General features: G+C 63.1%; 17 protein-coding genes. 13 read left to right on the top strand and 4 right to left on the bottom strand.

What is annotated here, in order from left to right:
• The first annotated feature begins 2 nt into the window (after window positions 1-2).
• The 6 genes from A7A08_RS16350 (at window position 3) to glnT (ending at window position 5611) form a co-directional block, all read left to right on the top strand.
• Complete coding sequence (locus tag A7A08_RS16350) at window positions 3-155, top strand: hypothetical protein (protein WP_169823000.1); 153 nt, start codon at window positions 3-5, stop codon at window positions 153-155.
• A 302-nt stretch (window positions 156-457) separates the two neighbouring features.
• On the top strand, window positions 458-1213 hold the full coding sequence (locus A7A08_RS11600) for a helix-turn-helix domain-containing protein (RefSeq protein ID WP_083226709.1): 756 nt from the start codon (window positions 458-460) through the stop codon (window positions 1211-1213).
• A gap of 125 nt (window positions 1214-1338) precedes the next feature.
• Complete coding sequence (locus A7A08_RS11595) at window positions 1339-2241, top strand: class II glutamine amidotransferase (RefSeq protein WP_069095639.1); 903 nt, start codon at window positions 1339-1341, stop codon at window positions 2239-2241.
• Complete coding sequence (locus tag A7A08_RS11590) at window positions 2241-2930, top strand: GltB/FmdC/FwdC-like GXGXG domain-containing protein (protein WP_069095638.1); 690 nt, start codon at window positions 2241-2243, stop codon at window positions 2928-2930. Before A7A08_RS11595 ends, A7A08_RS11590 begins: the two co-directional genes overlap by 1 nt.
• Window positions 2930-4270 (top strand): FMN-binding glutamate synthase family protein, encoded by a 1341-nt coding sequence (locus tag A7A08_RS11585; RefSeq protein ID WP_069095637.1) that lies wholly within the window; start codon window positions 2930-2932, stop codon window positions 4268-4270. Before A7A08_RS11590 ends, A7A08_RS11585 begins: the two co-directional genes overlap by 1 nt.
• Before the next feature lie 33 nt (window positions 4271-4303).
• Window positions 4304-5611 carry a type III glutamate--ammonia ligase gene (gene glnT, locus A7A08_RS11580; RefSeq protein WP_069095636.1) on the top strand — a complete coding sequence of 436 codons (1308 nt, stop codon included), beginning with the start codon at window positions 4304-4306 and terminating at the stop codon, window positions 5609-5611.
• Between the two features lie 94 nt (window positions 5612-5705).
• On the opposite strand, the gene A7A08_RS11575 is transcribed toward glnT, so the two are convergent.
• From A7A08_RS11575 to A7A08_RS11560, 4 genes are all read right to left on the bottom strand, one after another.
• The gene (locus tag A7A08_RS11575) at window positions 5706-6371 is read right to left on the bottom strand and encodes a response regulator transcription factor (RefSeq protein ID WP_069095635.1); all 666 of its coding nucleotides are present in this window, start codon (window positions 6369-6371) and stop codon (window positions 5706-5708) included.
• Window positions 6368-7915: an ATP-binding protein gene (locus tag A7A08_RS11570; RefSeq protein ID WP_069095634.1), complete on the bottom strand. Its 1548-nt coding sequence runs from the start codon at window positions 7913-7915 to the stop codon at window positions 6368-6370. Before A7A08_RS11570 ends, A7A08_RS11575 begins: the two co-directional genes overlap by 4 nt.
• Window positions 7916-7987: 72 nt before the next feature.
• Window positions 7988-8422 carry an FKBP-type peptidyl-prolyl cis-trans isomerase gene (locus tag A7A08_RS11565; RefSeq protein ID WP_069095633.1) on the bottom strand — a complete coding sequence of 145 codons (435 nt, stop codon included), beginning with the start codon at window positions 8420-8422 and terminating at the stop codon, window positions 7988-7990.
• An 11-nt stretch (window positions 8423-8433) separates the two neighbouring features.
• Window positions 8434-8985 (bottom strand): hypothetical protein, encoded by a 552-nt coding sequence (locus tag A7A08_RS11560; RefSeq protein WP_083226707.1) that lies wholly within the window; start codon window positions 8983-8985, stop codon window positions 8434-8436.
• Between the two features lie 588 nt (window positions 8986-9573).
• Here A7A08_RS11560 and A7A08_RS11555 point away from each other — a divergent pair.
• The 7 genes from A7A08_RS11555 (at window position 9574) to A7A08_RS11525 (ending at window position 16617) form a co-directional block, all read left to right on the top strand.
• Entirely contained in the window at window positions 9574-11469 is a 1896-nt protein-coding gene (locus A7A08_RS11555) for a methanol/ethanol family PQQ-dependent dehydrogenase (RefSeq protein WP_069095632.1), read from the top strand.
• A gap of 116 nt (window positions 11470-11585) precedes the next feature.
• A complete protein-coding gene (moxJ, locus tag A7A08_RS11550; RefSeq protein ID WP_069095631.1) occupies window positions 11586-12494 on the top strand; it encodes a methanol oxidation system protein MoxJ in 909 nt (302 codons plus the stop codon).
• Window positions 12495-12547: 53 nt separating this feature from the next.
• Entirely contained in the window at window positions 12548-13105 is a 558-nt protein-coding gene (gene moxG / locus A7A08_RS11545; RefSeq protein WP_069095630.1) for a cytochrome c(L), periplasmic, read from the top strand.
• Window positions 13106-13195: 90 nt separating this feature from the next.
• Complete coding sequence (locus tag A7A08_RS11540; RefSeq protein WP_069095629.1) at window positions 13196-13495, top strand: methanol dehydrogenase [cytochrome c] subunit; 300 nt, start codon at window positions 13196-13198, stop codon at window positions 13493-13495.
• A gap of 158 nt (window positions 13496-13653) precedes the next feature.
• A complete protein-coding gene (locus A7A08_RS11535; RefSeq protein WP_083226706.1) occupies window positions 13654-14736 on the top strand; it encodes an AAA family ATPase in 1083 nt (360 codons plus the stop codon).
• 10 nt (window positions 14737-14746) lie between these two features.
• The gene (locus tag A7A08_RS11530; protein WP_069095628.1) at window positions 14747-15634 is read left to right on the top strand and encodes a DUF58 domain-containing protein; all 888 of its coding nucleotides are present in this window, start codon (window positions 14747-14749) and stop codon (window positions 15632-15634) included.
• Window positions 15631-16617 carry an SDR family oxidoreductase gene (locus tag A7A08_RS11525; protein ID WP_069095627.1) on the top strand — a complete coding sequence of 329 codons (987 nt, stop codon included), beginning with the start codon at window positions 15631-15633 and terminating at the stop codon, window positions 16615-16617. Before A7A08_RS11530 ends, A7A08_RS11525 begins: the two co-directional genes overlap by 4 nt.
• Window positions 16618-16620 lie beyond the last annotated feature (3 nt).

Genomic DNA, 16620 nt, shown 5'->3' with positions numbered 1-16620 from the left:
AAATGGGTTCACCATTCGATACTGCAGAGGGCTACGTGAATGCTGAGGGTGCTATCCACAGCTTCGTCGGCAGCCCGGCGCTCGCAACGATCTGCCTGATCTTGAGCGTGATCATCACACTCTGGTTCCTCTACCGGTCGTTTACCCTCCACTAGTAGAGTGACTTGGCCGGCGCGCTCCGAAAGGGGCGCGCCGGTTTCTTTTGGGGCCGCCTTCGGACCACCTTCCGAACGGTCCCATTTTTTTCCCGGTTGTTTCCCGGCGTAGCGGGCTTCGCCACCGTGCGATTTATGCCCGATGAACCGTTCGAACCGTTTCTGTGCCGCGCAGCGCGCTTCGGACGCTAAGCTCAAGCCTCGAATCGCGGACGCTGATACAATCGCGAGTTGCCGCGATAGACAGAGCGCATGTCGGTTTTGTACCAATTGAGACAGGGTAGGGGCGAGCGGGGAACGGAATGCCGGAACGTAAAAAAGCGAACAGACTCAGGCCGCAACAGCAGGCCAAGGAGACGCGGCCCGTCCGCCGGGTTCTCAACCCCAATACCATTGCCGGCGCGAGCGCGGAATTCGGGACCTTCGGCGAGGTCGACGACGAGACCCTCCATACGGGCTCCTCGGCGCCGCGCGGAGCGTCGACCCGCTCCCTGGCGAAGGCCATCGGACTCCAGGTCCGGACCCTGCGCCGCAAGCTGGATCTGACCGGCGCCGAACTGGCTGATCAGGCAGGCATCTCGGCCGGCATGCTTTCGAAGATCGAAAACGGAGCGGTCTCGGCTTCGATCGAAAGCCTTGAAGCGCTGTCCCGGGCGCTCAACGTGCCCATCACATCGTTCTTCCAAAGCTACGAGGATCAGCGCGACTGTTCCTACGTCCCGTCGGGCAGCGGCGTGGCGATCGAGCGACGCGGCACCAAGGCGGGCCACCAATATCATCTGCTCGGTCACTCCATCTCAGGCGACATCGTCGTCGAGCCCTATCTCATCACCCTGACCGAGGAAGCAGAGCCCTACAGCCTCTTCCAGCACGTCGGTGTGGAATTCATCTATCAGTTAACGGGCAAGTCCCTCTACCGCCATGCGGACAAAATCTACACGCTGTCGCCCGGCGACGCTTTGTTCTTTGATTCCACGGCCTTACACGGTCCGGAGGAGCTTCTCGAATTGCCCATGACCTACCTTTCCATCATCATTTATCCACGCCAGCCCACTTAACGAACTTTCCTTAGAGGAAAAAAATATTCCTGACAGTTGACAGCTGGGTAGGGGGCTCATTACGTTTGGGTCATCGCCTCATCCGAGGCACGCAACCCTTATTCTGAGAGTGCTCAAACCTACCCATGTGTGGAATCGTCGGTCTTTTTCTAAAGAATCGCGCTCTTGAGCCTCAGCTTGGCGGCATGACCGCAACCATGCTGGGCACCATGTGCGATCGCGGCCCCGATAGCGCTGGTTTTGCCATTTATGGCTCCGGTGACGACGGGCATATCAAAATCACCGTGCGCGCCTCAGCGCCCGATTACGACTTTGCCAAGCTTGCCGAGGCGGTCTCCCACGAGATCGAATCGCATATCGATTGCGAGCCCCACGGCAACCACGCCGTGATGACGGTCGTCGAAGATAAGGCGGCCAACGCGGAAGAGGCGCTGCAGCGTCTCGGCGGAGAGGAAATTGAACTCTTCGGCCGCGGCACGCGGATGGAGATCTTCAAGGATATCGGCCGGCCCAATAAGGTCGCCGACCGCTTCCATCTGGACCAGATGAGCGGCAGCCATGCCGTGGGTCATACCCGCATGGCCACCGAGTCGGCCGTCAACGCCGCCGGCGCCCATCCCTTCTCCACCGGCGTCGACCAGTGCCTCGTGCACAACGGGTCGCTGTCCAACTACAACGCTCTGCGCCGCGAGCTGCAGCGCAAGGGCATGACCTTCCAGACCAAGAACGATACCGAGGTCGCCTCGGTCTATCTGACTTGGCGGATGCAGCAGGGCGCCAGCCTCGGCGAGGCCCTGGAAAGCTCCCTGGAAGATCTGGACGGCTTCTACACCTTCGTGGTCGGCACGGAGAACGGCTTCGGCGTGCTGCGCGATCCCATCGCCTGCAAGCCGGCAGTTCTCGCCGAGACCGACGATTACGTCGCGTTCGGTTCCGAGTATCGCGCTCTGGCAGCCCTGCCTGGCATCGAGAATGCCAAGGTCTGGGAGCCGGAACCCGCAACCGTCTATTTCTGGGAGCGGAGCTAATGGAAACCGTCGATCTGCAGAAAACGCCGCTTCGCGAGTTCAATCAGAAGCTGCATGACCTCCAGGGCTCGTCCGACAAGGCCGAGTTCAAGGTCCTGAACCCCCGCGGCAAGCACGCGGTCGCCTCCGGCATCGATGCCCCGGTCTCCGTCGAGATCGATGGCTCCGTGGGCTACTACTGCGCCAGCATGAACAAGCAGGCCGACGTGGTCGTCAACGGCAGCGCCGGTGTGGGGCTGGCCGAGAACATCATGTCCGGCAAGGTGCATGTGAAGGGCGATGCGTCGTCCTCCGCCGCTGCCACCGGTATCGGCGGCATGGTCATTATCGACGGCAACGCGTCGTCGCGCTGCGGCATCTCCAATCGGGGCGTCGATATCGTCGTCAAAGGCAATGTCGGCCACATGTCGGGCTTCATGGCCCAGGCCGGCAATCTCGTCGTGCTGGGCGACGCGGGCGATGCCTTCGGGGACTCCATCTACGAGGCGAAGCTCTTCGTGCGCGGCAGCGTCAAAAGCCTTGGCGCCGACTGCATCGAGAAAGAGATGCGCGACGAGCACAAGGAAACCCTGCGCAAGATTTTGGACGAGGCGGGGATCGGCGAGGAAGTCGATGTCAACGAGTTCAAGCGCTACGGCTCTGCCCGCCAGCTCTACAACTTTAAAATCGATAATTTGGAGGCGTACTAATGAGTGGTGAGGGACGCTGGGTTCATTCGCCGCCGCGGCCGTCGGCGACGTTTGATGAGTATGCGATTGCGGAGATCCAACGCGCCGCGGCAACCGGCATCTACGATATTCGCGGTGCCGGCGCGAAGCGGAAGGTCCCCCATTTCGACGACCTCCTCTTCCTCGGCGCATCCATGACGCGCTATCCCCTCGAGGGCTATCGCGAGAAGTGCTCCACCGAGGTGACGCTTGGCACCCGTTACGCCAAGAATCCGATCCATCTGAAGATTCCGATCACCATCGCCGGCATGAGCTTCGGCTCCCTGTCGGGACCGGCCAAGGAAGCCTTGGGCCGCGGCGCCAACGCCGTGGGCACCTCGACCACCACCGGCGACGGCGGCATGACGCCCGAAGAGCGCGGACATTCCAAGACCCTGGTCTATCAGGTCCTTCCGTCCCGCTACGGCATGAATCCTGACGATCTGCGGAAAGCCGACGCCCTCGAAGTGGTCGTCGGTCAGGGCGCCAAGCCCGGCGGCGGCGGCATGCTGCTCGGCCAGAAGATCTCCGATCGCGTGGCCGAGATGCGCACCCTGCCCAAAGGCATCGATCAGCGCTCGGCCTGCCGTCATCCCGACTGGACCGGCTGCGACGATCTCGAGATCAAGATCGGCGAGCTGCGCGAGCTGACCGACTGGAAGGTTCCGATCTACGTCAAGGTCGGCGCGTCCCGCCCCTACTTCGATACCGCTCTCGCGGTGAAGGCCGGCGCCGATGTTGTCGTCCTCGACGGCATGCAGGGCGGCACGGCGGCAACCCAGGAAGTCTTCATCGAGCATATCGGTCTTCCGATCCTCTCCGCCATTCGTCCGGCGGTGCAGGCTCTGCAGGATCTCGACATGCATCGGGAAGTGCAGCTCATCGTCTCCGGCGGCATCCGCACCGGCGCCGATGTGGCCAAGGCTCTCGCACTGGGCGCCGACGCGGTCTCCATCGGTTGCGCGGCGCTGATCGCCCTTGGCGACAACTCTCCGCATCTCGCCGAAGAGTACGCCAAGCTGGGCACCAGGCCGGGCTGCTACGACGACTGGCACGAGGGCAGGGACCCGGCCGGCATCACCACCCAGGACCCGGAGCTCTACAAGCGCTTCGATCCGGTCGAGGGCGGCCGCCGTCTGGCGAACTATCTCTCGGTGCTGACCCTCGAGGCGCAGACCATCGCGCGTGCGAACGGCAAGAACCACGTCAATCACCTGGAGCCGGAAGACCTTGTGGCGCTGACCGTCGAAGCGGCGGCCATGGCCCAAGTGCCCCTGGCCGGCACCAACTGGATCCCCGGCAAAACGGGCGACCAATTCTAGGGAAAAAGTAGAGTAGGAGAGGAAACACCAGATATGGCCACCGATCTCGCCACATTCGCCAAAGAGCGAGGCGTAAAATACTTTCTGATCAGCTTCGTCGATCTATTCGGAGTGATGCGGGCCAAGCTGGTGCCTGCAGAGGCGATCGCCATGATCTCCGAGGACGGCGCCGGCTTTGCAGGCTTCGCCTCCTGGCTCGACATGACCCCGGCCCATTCCGACATGATCGCCATGCCGGATCCGGAAAGCGTCATCCAGCTGCCTTGGAAACCCGAGGTAGCATGGGTGGCCGGCGACCTCATGATGGACGGCGAGCTCGTCGACCAGGGGCCGCGCAATACCCTGAAGCGCATGATGGCCGAGGCGGATAAGCGCGGCTTTCAGATGAAAAGCGGGGTGGAATGCGAATTCCACCTCATCACCCCGGAAGGCGACGAGCTCTTCGACGAGCGCGATCAGCAGGCCAAGCCTTGCTACGACACCCAGGCCCTGATGCGCCGTTACGACGTCATCAGCGAGATCTGCGACTGCATGCTGGAGCTCGGCTGGGGCGCATACCAGAACGATCACGAGGACGCCAACGGCCAGTTCGAGATGAACTGGGGTTTTGACGACGCCCTCGTCACCGCCGACCGCCACGTCTTCTTCAAATACATGGCCAAGAGCATCTGCGAGAAGCATGGGCTGCGGGCGACCTTCATGCCCAAGCCGTTCTCCCATCTGACCGGCAATGGCTGCCACATGCACGTTTCGCTGTGGTCCAAGGAGAACGGAAGCAACCTGTTCGAGGACGACAACGACGAGCTCGGCCTCTCCCAGCTTGGCTATCAGTTCATCGCCGGCCTCATGGAGCAGGCGCCCGCCATGGCCGCCATCACCAACCCGACGGTGAACTCCTATAAGCGCATCAACGCGCCCCGCACCTCGTCGGGCGCGACCTGGTCGCCCAACTCGGTCACCTATACTGGCAACAACCGGACGCACATGATCCGTATTCCGGGCGGCGGCCGCTTCGAGTTCCGTCTCGCGGACGGTGCGGTCAATCCGTACTCCTTCGGCGCGGCGGTTCTGGCGGCCGGTCTCGACGGCATCGACAACAAGCGCGATCCCGGCAAGCGGCTCGATATCGATATGTACGAGCTGGGCCACACGGTCACCGACTGCAAGCGTCTCCCGCTGAACCTGCTCGACGCCCTGCGCGAGCTGGAGAAGTCGGAAGTGCTGCGGGAGCGCCTCGGCGACGAGTTCATCTCCTCCTTCCTCAAGCTCAAGAAGCAGGAGTGGAACGACTTCTCCAAGTCGCTCACCGACTGGGAACGGAAGAACACGCTCGATTGCTAGCGGCGAACGCCGCATTGGTTGAGGACGAACTCGGCCGCTTTCCCCGACTGCCTCACGCGCACAGGAGGCAGGAAGGGAGAGCGGCCGATTTTTTTTACTCCCGGTAGGTCCTGCTCGACGTGCCCGAGCGGGACGGCAGATGCTCGATGGCGATCCGCATCAGCTCCGACAGGGATTTCACCCCAAGCTTGGCCTTCAGCTGGCCGCAGGTGTTGGCGACGGTCTTGTAGCTGACATGCAGCTCCTCGGCGATTTCGGAGTAGGGCTTGCCTTCAGCGATCAGAGAGAGGATCTGCAGCTCCCGCACGCTGATGGCGCGCAAGGGATTTGCGGCGCTTCCCTTCGCCTCGAGGAACGCCACCTCCGACGCGATGTCGTGGCCGAGATAGGGAAGCCCTTCCTTGACCCGGTCGAACGCCTTCAGGATCTCCTCCGAAGGCGTATCCTTCAGGATGTAGCCGTTCGCGCCGATCTTCAGTGCGCGGCTCACGATGAAGGGGTCGTTGTGCATGCTGAAGACGAGGATCGGCGTACGCCTGTCGTGCAGCCGCAAGCGCCGGATGAAGGACAGGCCGCCCAGCGCCCCGGTGCGCATGGCGAGATCGACGATGATCACGTCCGGCTTCTTGGCGCGATAGAGGCGGAAGCCTTCCGCCAGGGTCTGGCTGCCGAGGATGCCTTTGACGCCTGCGAACTTGAGCAGTTTCTTGGTGCCTTCCAGAACGATCGGATGGTCGTCGATGATCAGAACTTGGGTCATTGGTGCATTTCGATTTCTGTTTGATTGTTGTGTTGAGCCAATTTTTCGGAGGCCTCGCGCGGCACGATCACCTTCAGGGTGGCGCCCTGGGAGGGGGCGGTCTGGATCACGCAATTGCCGCCGAGCGCATGAATGCGTTCGCGCATGACCGTCATGCCGAAGCCCACCTGGGTATCCGCCGAGATGCCCCGCCCATCGTCGGAGATCGTCAGCTGGACCGTGGCGGGCAGGGGTGTGCCGTCGCGGGAGACGGCGGCCGCGTTCTCCCTTAGGTGCACCTGCACCAGTTCGGCTCGCCCGTGGCGGATGGCGTTGGTCACCCCCTCCTGGACGCAGCGATAGAGCGCGAGGTCGACCTTCTCGCCGTAGCTGCTGGCCTCGACATGGATCGCGTGGTCGATCTCCACATCGGGAAAGCGTTGGGCGAGTTCGTTGGTGAGGTCTGTAAGGGCATCGGCGATCGGGATCTTGCCGAGCGCGATAGGGCGAAGCTTCTTCAGCAGCACGCGGTTCATCGCCTTCAGATGCTCGGTGATCTTCAGGATCTCCGAGACGTGGCCTTTGATCTCGCTCGTGCGCCTGTCGTTCCGCTTGCCGGCGAGCTGATCGATGGAGAAGGCGTTGGCCGTGATCCCGAACAGGCAGGGGCTCGCCTCGTCATGCAGCTCGCTCGCCACCTCGCGCCGCTCGTCCTCCTGCACGGTGATGAGCTGCTCGTAGAGCCGGGCGTTTTCCGCCCGGGCCCGGCCCAGCGCCTCGGCAAGGAAGTTGAATCGGTCGGCCAGGGCGCCGAGCTCCACCAGGCGCGGGCGGGGGAGACGGGTCGCGTATTGACCGTCCTCAAGCTGCGACATGCCCCGCGCGATCGCAGCAAGCGGATCGAGCACCCGGCCGAGCAGCAGATAGAGAACCATGAGCATGGCCGCATCGAGCAGCAGCCACAGCAGGAACAGGCTGGAGACGTCCTCCCAGACCTCGGCGATCTCGTCTTCCGGCGCGCCCTGGATCACCACCGTGCCCAGGGTCCAAACCTTGCCGGCCTGCTCAGGCCGTTCCGTCACCATCAGGTGTCCGCTTGTCGGATCCGGCTGAATGACATTGAGAGCGCTCGTCTCGATCTCGGGGGTCACGAGTGCGGCAAACCAGGCAGGCGGCGCGCTTTCGCCCACCTGCTCGAGCGGTCCGCTTCGGACCGTGCCGGTGGCGGCCATGGGCGTCAGCCCGCCGGCGGCATTCGCCATATAGATTCGGACATGCCTCAGCTGGGCCAGCTGAAGCTGCTCGGAAAGCTGCGTCACCTTTCGGGACAGGAGGCCGTAGCGCCCGTCAGGCTCCACGCTCCGGATCGTCGCCTCGACGAATTGTTTGGCCAGCTCCATGGAGGCGGAGACCTCCACCTTCGTGGCGTGGCGGGCGTTATAGATTGTCACGACGCCAGCGATCGCGAGGGCGCAGAGATTGATCACCCCGATCACGACCAACAGCTGGGTGCGGATCGTCCGCCCGTACCAGAGCTTTTGCCAGCCCGTCTTGAGCACTTGCATCACCTTGTCATGTAGCTGTGCGGAGGCCGTCCTCGTTGAAGGTCCGGCCCGGCGCATTCAGTCCGGCGCGCCTCAGTCCTTCACGTCGAGCAGCTCGACATCGAAGATCAGCGTCGCGTTCGGCGGGATCGCATCGCCCGCGCCGCTCTCGCCATAGGCAAGCTCCGGCGGGATGATCAGGGTGCGCTTGCCGCCTTCCTTCATGCTTGCGACGCCTTCGTCCCAGCCCTCGATCACCTGGCCTTTGCCGAGGGTGAAGGAGAAGGGCTCGCCCCGGTCGACGGAGCTGTCGAATTTCCGCGCCTTGGTGCCGCGCTCGTAGAGCCAGCCCGTGTAGTGCACGACCACCGTCTGACCGGGCTTCGGCTGCGGGCCTGTGCCCACCGTGATGTCGCCCACGCCCAAACCGGAGTCCGTGTAGTAGGTCTGCGGTGACGCGTTCGCCGGGCCGAAGCTCAGGACGGCCGCCAGAAGAGCGGCAAGGGTCAGGGGCAGAAATCGATTCATATGAGCGCGAGTCATTGTCCGGAGGTCTCCTTGGCTTCGTCCTGGATGTATTGAAGCGCCTCGTCGCGGCTGAGCCCCTGCTTGCGCAGCTGGAAATAGGCCTGGGCAAGCTGTCCGAAGCCCTCGCCGGAGGTCTTCGAGACACCGATCTCGGTGAAGGTCGTTATGAGCTCGGCGGCGTCCTCGTGCTCCCAACCTTCCTTGTCGATCATCTCCTCCAGCTGCACCGCGCGATTTGCCGTCATGCGGTAGGGCGTGCCGAACACGCTCTTGGCGTCCTGGAGCTTCTTGTGCAGCGCCTTCACCCTCGGGTCTTCGAGTTCCACGTCATGGCCGGCCTCCCGACTCGCCAACCACTGCGCCGGCGAGATCTTGTCATGCACGGTCAGCCAGCCGGTCTTTGCCAGCGTCTTGCTCTGGGTGCTGTCGGTGGGGATTTCCTCCGCCTGCTTGGGCGCCGAAACCTCATCGCCGCAGGCGCCGAGCAGAGGAAGCATGGCGCACAGCATGGTCCACGTGGCGGCGAGCCGGACGCCCCGGCCGAGTTGGGCCGTCGCCCTCACGCGCGGACGGGCCGGAGAGAGTTTCGGAAATGACGTTGCGTCAATCGGTAGCGGAGGAATCGCGGCCACGATTATCGTCTTTCAGTATATGAAGTCGGTGTTCTCGCCGACCTCAGCAGAGCGCGTTAAATCGCTGGGATCATTGCGAGAAGAGTCGGGCCGAGTTTGCCATTTCATGGCTTGCAGGTGGGTCTCAATCCCATTGCCATTCTTTCCCGCTCAGACGCTCTTTCCTCCTCCTCGACGCTAGAAGTTATCTTGCCGCCGGCGATCATTTATTCCGCCGCGGTTTGAGAACTCGTCCTGCTCCGAGTCTAGGAACCCTCCCAAAGACGGCGGCGCGACGCTCCCCCTACGATGCCGACATCGCCAGAAAGGCTATCCGCTTTCCGCTCAGGTCAGCGGGTCTTTCAAGAAAAGGTTCGGGGCCACCTGGACCGCGATAGGCGCAAGGCATCCGCTCCACCAGAGAGCGTGCCGGGCGCCGAATGAGAGGCGGAGAGGGGCTGGTTGCGGCGCTCTATCAGGAGCGGCGCACGCGCCCTCAACTCCGCACCCGTTGGGAGCGAAAACGCGAGGGTTCAGCATATGAACGGACTTAAACGTTTCGGCACGATCGCGTCTGCGTCATGCGTCGCGATCGCCGTCGGCTTCCTCGGATCATCCGCAGCCGTTGCGAACGACAAGCTCATCGAGCTGTCGAAGAGCAACGAGAACTACGTGATGCCGGGGAAGGACTACACCTCAGACAACTACAGCAAGATGGACCAGATCAACACCAAGAACGTGAAGGACCTTCGGGTTTCCTGGACGTTCTCGACCGGTCTGTTGAATGGTCATGAGGGCACGCCGCTGGTCGTTGACGGCGTGATGTACATCAACTCCTCTTTCCCGAACAACGTCTATGCCCTGGACCTCGACAACCCGGGCAAGATCAAGTGGCAGTACAAGCCTAAGCAGGATCCGGCCGCTCGTTCGGTCGCCTGCTGCGACCTCGTCAACCGTGGTCTGGCCTACTTCCCGGGCGGCGGTGACACGCCCGCGCTGATCATCAACAACCAGCTCGACGGCAACGTGGTTGCCCTGAAGGCTGAAGATGGCAGCCTGTACTGGAAGGTGGAGAACTCCGACATCAAGGTCGGTTCGACCCTGACCGTTGCGCCTTACGTCGTGAAGGACATGGTCATCGTCGGTTCCTCGGGCGCCGAGCTCGGCGTTCGCGGTTATGCCACTGCCTATAGCGTCCACGACGGCGGCCAGGTGTGGCGCATGTATGCCACCGGTCCCGACGAGGAAATCGGCATCGGCGACGACTTCAACAGCGCCAACCCGCAATACGGTCAGAAGGGCCTCGGCCTGGCGACCTGGGAAGGCGACGCCTGGAAGATCGGCGGCGGCACCAACTGGGGTTGGTATGCCTACGATCCGGACCTGAACCTCATCTACTACGGCTCGGGCAACCCGTCGCCGTGGAACGAGACCATGCGTCCGGGCGACAACAAGTGGACCATGACGATCATGGCCCGCGACGTCGACAACGGCGAGCTGAAGTTCGGCTACCAGAAGACCCCGCATGACGAGTGGGACTACGCTGGCGTGAACGTCATCATGCTCAGCGACCAGCAGATCGAGGGCAAGGACATGAAGCTCCTGACCCACCCCGATCGTAACGGCATCATCTACACCCTGGACCGCACCAATGGTGACCTCGTCCGGGCCGACTTCCTGGATGACACCGTGAACGTCTGGACCCATGTCGACATGGAGACCGGCATCCCGGTTCGCGATCCTGAGTATGGCACCCGCATGGACCACAAGGGCACGGATATCTGCCCCTCGGCCATGGGTTACCACGACCAGGCTCACGACTCCTACGATCCGGAGAAGGAGCTCTTCTACCTGGCCATCAACCACATCTGCATGGACTGGGAGCCCTTCATGCTTCCCTACCGTGCTGGTCAGTTCTTCGTCGGCGCCACCCTGTCCATGTATCCCGGACCGAAGGGCGACCGTCAGAACTACCTGGGTCTCGGCCAGGTGAAGGCCTATGACGCCGACTCCTCCAGCTACAAGTGGTCCGTCATGGAGCGCTTCGCGGCTTGGGGCGGCACGCTCGCCACGGCCGGCGATCTGGTCTTCTACGGCACGCTCGACGGCTACTTCAAAGCCCGCAACAGCGAGACGGGTGAGCTTCTGTGGAAGTTCAAGATGCCGTCTGGCGCCATCGGCTACCCGATGACCTACGAGCACAACGGCACGCAGTATGTCGCGCTCTACTACGGCGTTGGCGGCTGGCCGGGTGTCGGTCTGGTCTTCGACCTCGATGACCCGACGGCTGGTCTGGGTGCTGTGGGTGCGTTCCGCGAGCTGCAGAACTGGACCCAACAGGGCGGCGGTCTGCTGGTCTTCTCCCTCGACGGGAAGGGCCCGTATTCCGACGACGTGACCCTGGATGAGTACTCCACCGAAGTCATTCGGAACTAGCTAGGCGATTTCCGTCCCGCCGGTTCGCCGGCGGGACGGATCCCCGGACGGGGAGGTCCGTAAGGACCAAGCGAGGGACGTATCCCGAAGCGAGAAGCACCGAAGAGAGAAGCACCATGAAATTCATCGAGCACACAAAGAGGTTGGCGCCCGCGCTCGTGGCTGCCGCCTTCGTCGCCGGCCTGGCGACGGCTGGACACACCGCCGACGAGAAGTCGAAGGCCGCGTCCGAGAAGACCGCCAGCGCCGACGTCCTGCGCGTCTGCGCCTCCAGCACCGAAGCGCCGTACTCCACCGAGGACGAGGATGGCTTCGAGAACAAGATCGCCAAGATCGTCGCCGATCAGATGGGTCGCGAGGTGGAATTCGAGTGGATGGAGCGTCCCGCCATCTACCTCGTGCGCGACATGCTGAACGAGAACAAATGCGACGTGGTGATCGGCCTCGATCATAACGATCCGCGCGTCCTCACCACCGATCCCTATTACCGGACGGCGTATGTGTTCGTTCAGCCGGCCGATTCCGAGCTGGAGATCGACTCCTTCGATAGCAAGGATCTCGCAAAGGCTCATCCGATCGGCTTCGATCCGGGCGGTCCGGTCGAGACCATGCTGAAGAAGCTCGGCCTCTATAACCGGAACTTCAACTACCACCGGTCCCTGACCAACTTCAAAAGCCGGCGCAACGCCTATATCCGCATCAATCCGACGACCTTCATCACGGATCTGAAAAGCGGCAAGGCCGATCTCGCCATCGTCTTCGCCCCGGAGATCGCCCGCTACGTCACCAAGGACGACGCGGTGAAGATGACCGTTGTCCCCGACGGGAACTACCGCGTCGACAACGAGCCGGTGCCGTTCCACTTCAGCCAGTCGATGGGTGTGCGCAAAGGCGATGAGGAGCTTCTCAAGGAGCTGAACGCCGCGCTCGAAAAGAGCCAGCCCCAGATCCAGGCCGTGCTGGAGGAGGAGGGGATTCCGCTTCTCGACATTCCGACCGAGAAGAAGCCGGAGTCCAAATCGTAAGGGCGTTTTGGGGGCGCCTAGGGAGCAATCGAAAAGAAAACAACAGGTTGAGAATGAGAGCTTTCAAAGTACTGGCCTTGTCGGCCGCCCTGGTTTCCATGCCGCTCATCGCGGCTGCGGAGATGACCTTCAACCACACGATCACGGGCGAAGCCCTCGATCTGAGCAATGCGGAAGGAACAGACACGCCGGCTGCGAAGCACTTCCTCGAGACGGGCGAGAACCTCTACACCGAGGTTCCCAACTGTCTGGCCGAAGGTGAGCAGACTTTCCTCGCCTCTTGCTCCGGCTGTCACGGCCATGTGGGCGAAGGCAAGATCGGCCCGGGCCTCAACGACGATTACTACACCTATCCGAAGAACAAGACCGACAAGGGTCTGTTCGAGACCATGTGGGGCGGTGCTCGCTCCATGATGGGACCGCATTCGGATCTCGGTGTCGACGAGTCCCTGAAGGTGATCGCCTGGATTCGGCACTTCTATAAGGACGACCCTGCGGAGGCCACCTGGCTCACCGAAGAGCAGAGGAAGACCTTCAAACCCTACGACGCGGAGCATCCGACCAGCGTCGAAGCCACAGGCGATTGCAAGGTTCCCGAGGGCAAATCGTAACGGCCGGAAGGTGGGCGTTGCGATTGTCCCGGAGAAAAAGGCGGATCAATCCGCCAAGCAGCGAAGAGTGACTACGGAGGAACTGACCCAATGACTAGCAAGACGAAACTGACAGGCGTGGTGCTGGCCGCCGCCGCCGCGCTGACTCTCTCCACCGCCGGTGCGTTCGCTTACGACGGCACCAACTGCAAGGCCCCCGGCAACTGCTGGGAGCCGAAGCCGGGCTATCCGGAGAAGGTCGAGGGCTCCAAATACGATCCCAAGCATGACCCCGAGGAACTCGCCAAGCAGGGCAATTCCATCAAGGAGATGGAAGCGCGCAACGCCAAGCGCACCGCGCACTTCAAAGAGACCGGCGAGTGGGTCTACGACGTCTCCAAACTCGATTAGCTCTGTCCGCTTCTCCCAGAGCTAACCCTCGATTGCGGGGCCTCGGCCTCTGATTGAGGGGTGGGGTGCAGCTTCGGCTGCACCCCCTTCAACTTGAGAACCACCGAACGCGCACGGGGTGGGAGCGCCACGCGCAAACGGCGGAATGAGGGGAAGAGATGTCGTCGGGAACCACCGGAACATCCGCGCCGGCAAAAAGCCAGGCGGGGAAGAAGCCCACCAAGGATAGCGCCATCGACCTGGATGTATGGCGCGCTAAGGCCCAGGAATTCGAAAGCGAGGTGGCTGGCGCCATCGTCGGCCAGAGCCGGGTCATCCGCCTTTTGACCATCGCCATCTTCGCCCGTGGCCATGTTCTGCTGGAAGGCGATGTGGGCGTTGGCAAGACCACCTTGCTCCGCGCTGTCGCGCGAGGACTTGGCGGCGCGTTCGAGCGCGTCGAGGGCACCATCGACCTGATGCCCGCCGACCTCATCTATTACACCTATCTCGGTGAGGACGGACGACCCCGCGTCGATCCGGGACCCGTGCTGCGCTATGGCAGCGACCTTGCGGTCTTCTTCTTCAACGAGATCAACCGCGCTAGGCCACAGGTGCATTCCCTACTGCTCCGCCTGATGGCGGAACGCAGCGTCACCGCGTTCAACCGCGAATACACCTTTCCCTATCTCCAGGTCTTCGCCGACCGGAACCGCATCGAGCGCGAAGAGACCTTCGAGCTGCCTGCAGCCGCGCGCGATCGCTTCTTCATGGAGATCAACATGGAGCTCCCGGAGGACCGCGAGGTCCGGCGCGAGCTCGCCTTCCAGACCCGCTTCCACGATGTGGACAGCCTCATCGAGACCGTCTCGCCCGACATCCTCGATGTCGAGGTCATGGACCAGGTCGCCCGCTCCATCCAGAACAGTGTGACGACGTCCGAGCCGCTGGAGCGCTACGCCCTCGATCTTTGGCAGGCTTTGCGGGATCCCGTCTCCGCAGGGATCGATCTGGAGGGCGTCGATATGGGACGCCTCGTCCAGGGCGGCGCCAGCCCGCGCGGCATGAGCTACCTGCTCCGCGCCGCCCGTGTCTGCGCGTGGCTCAACGGGCGCGACATGGTGGTGCCGGAGGATCTGCGCGAGGTCTTCCCGGAATCCATGGGCCATCGCGTCTTCCTAGACCCGATCTACGAGCTCCGCCGCGACGAGATCATCCGCCGCTTCTTTGCCGCGCTGTTCGACACGGTGCCGGCGCCATGAAAGTCGGGAAATGACTGACGCGCTGCCGCAGGAGCCAACCGAAGCGCGGCACTCCGTCGATCTGCCTTATCGGTTGGCATGGCGAAGCTCGGCCGTCCGGATCGGCGCCCATCGGGGCACCATCGAGGGCGCCGGCGGTCTGTTGCGCGATTACGTCTCGCTCCTTCGCTCGCCCGACCCGCGCCGTATCGACCTCCGCCATTCCATGCGCGATCCCTTCGGCAATCTCTATGTGAAGCGCTTCGAGCAGAAGAGCGCCATCACCCTCTATGCCCTCGTCGACCTGTCGGGCTCCATGGGTTTCGTCGGAGACAGCCGGAAGATGCGGGCCGTCGCCGATATCTGCGGCGCGCTCGCAGCCTCCTCCCGGCGCATCGGCGACTCCTTCGGGCTCATCGGCGGACACCGGACCATCGTGCCCGAGCTTTTCATCCCGGCCACGCGCTCCCGGGCGGGCGAAGCGGAAATGATCCGCGCGCTTCGGAGCTATGCGCCATCGGGGCGGAGCGTCGACGGTCTCTTCGAGGCGGCCGGCTACCTGTCCGGACGAAGAAAGCTCGTCTTTCTGATCTCGGATTTCTATTTGCCCGCAGACACGATCGAGCGGCTCTTCGAAGCGCTGGCCGGGCACGATGTGGTGCCCGTCGTCCTGCGCGATCCCAAGGAGACCGAGGACTTCCCCTCCTGGGGGCTGGTCACCTTGCAGGATCTGGAAACCGGCCGTCGGCGTCTCCTCGCCATGCGGCCGTCGTTGCGCGAGAAGCTCCTCGCAGAAGCCGCCACGCAGCGCGAGACCCTCGGACGCATCGCCCGGCGCTACGGCCGAGCGCCGTGCGAGCTCCAGACACCGGTCGATTGGGAGCGCTTCACCGATTATCTGATGGGGGAGGCGGCATGAGGCGGCTCCACGACATCGCGCTCGGTTTGATGCTGCTTGTGATCGCCGGAATGGCAGCGCCCCCGATCGCCGTCCACGCGGAGGAGGGCGTCTCCGGCGTCGTCCATGCCATTCGCGATAGCCACCCGCGCGATTTCGGCTACTTCCCCGGCGACACGATCACCCGGGAGATCTATCTCGCGATCGATGACGGCTACCATCTGCAGGACGCCTCTGTGCCGGCGGAAGGGGCGCTAAACTATTGGCTCGATCTGCGCCAGGTGAAGGTCAAGTCGGATGAAGACGGCGGCGAACGGCGCTACCTCATCACTCTCACATACCAGACCTTCTATGTGCCCCTTGAGGTGAAGCGGCGGAACCTGCCGGGCTTCACCTTGCAGTTCGCTCCCACGGGCGCAGAGCAGGGCGGCGAAGAGGACGATGGCTCCATGGCCACCGCGCATATTCCGCAGTGGTCGTTTCTCATGTCGCCCTTGCGCGAGATCCAGACGGCCGAACCGCCGGAAGGACCCGTCGGCTTCCTGAAGCCCGACCGCGCGCCGCAACTGCTCAAGATCAAGCGGATCACGATCCTGCTCGCGATCTCCGCCATCGCTGTGGCTCTCTTCCTGGTGCTGCTCGCCCACCATTATGCCTGGGGTCCTTTCCGCCAACGTGCCGCCCGACCCTTCACCGTCGCCGCTCGCCAGATCGGGAGCCGGAAGCGCCACGCGGACGATCCCGAAGCTTATCGCGGCGCGCTCCTCGACCTCCACCGCGCCTTCGATGCGACCGCGGGCCATCGCGTCTTCGCCGAGGATGCGCCCGGATTCCTGGCGGAGCATCCGGGGTTCCAATCTCGCCAGGCCGAGGTCGGACGCTTCTACGGGGCCTCGCGTCTTGCCTTCTTCAAGAGCGATCTCGAGGCGGCGCGCTCCGCCATGCCGCTGCGCGATCTTTCGAGTCTTGCCTCGCAGCTCGGAGCCATGGAGCGGAGGAGCTGATCC

The organism is Methyloligella halotolerans, from assembly GCF_001708935.1.
Classification (GTDB): Bacteria; Pseudomonadota; Alphaproteobacteria; order Rhizobiales; family Methyloligellaceae; genus Methyloligella; species Methyloligella halotolerans.
This window is presented reverse-complemented; position numbering and strand designations above follow the sequence as displayed.